Below are 501 nucleotides of genomic sequence, written 5' to 3'. Positions count from 1 at the left end.
AGACTTCACTACAGAGCCGAAATTGATCGACGGCAAACTGCAATGGCAAGGTTGTGTAGAAGAAAGCCTTGACCCTGCCGTATTAGCCAGTGCCGCAACACCTTTCGATAAAGAGGGTGGCGTGCGTTTGCTCAAAGGCAATCTGGGGCGCGGTGTGATTAAAGTGTCTGCCGTTGCACCAGAGCATCGTGTGGTAAAAGCGCCTGCGGTGGTGTTGTCTAGTCAACATGATTTGCAGGCCAAGTTTGATGCTGGCGAACTGAATCGCGATTGTATCGTGGTGATTCGCCATCAGGGGCCAAAGGCCAACGGCATGCCTGAACTGCATAAACTGACACCGTTGTTGGGTGTGTTGCAGGATCGCGGTTACAAAGTAGCGTTAGTGACTGATGGCCGCATGTCGGGCGCATCGGGCAAGGTGCCAGCTGCCATTCATTTGTCGCCAGAGGCTGCTGCCGGTGGTTTGATTGGCAAAGTACAAGACGGCGACATGGTTTCGCT

At 53.5% G+C, this 501-nt stretch carries 1 protein-coding gene; it reads left to right on the top strand.

The features are described 5' to 3' along the window. On the top strand, nt 1-501 hold a 501-nt coding region (locus tag ACQY8X_RS21250; protein WP_428037115.1), incomplete at both ends, for a dihydroxy-acid dehydratase.

Origin of the sequence: Amphritea sp., assembly GCF_050300915.1 — a bacterium.
Classification (GTDB): Bacteria; Pseudomonadota; Gammaproteobacteria; order Pseudomonadales; family Balneatricaceae; genus Amphritea.
The sequence above is the reverse complement of the archived record's forward strand: the minus strand, read 5'-3'. Positions and strand labels throughout refer to the sequence as shown.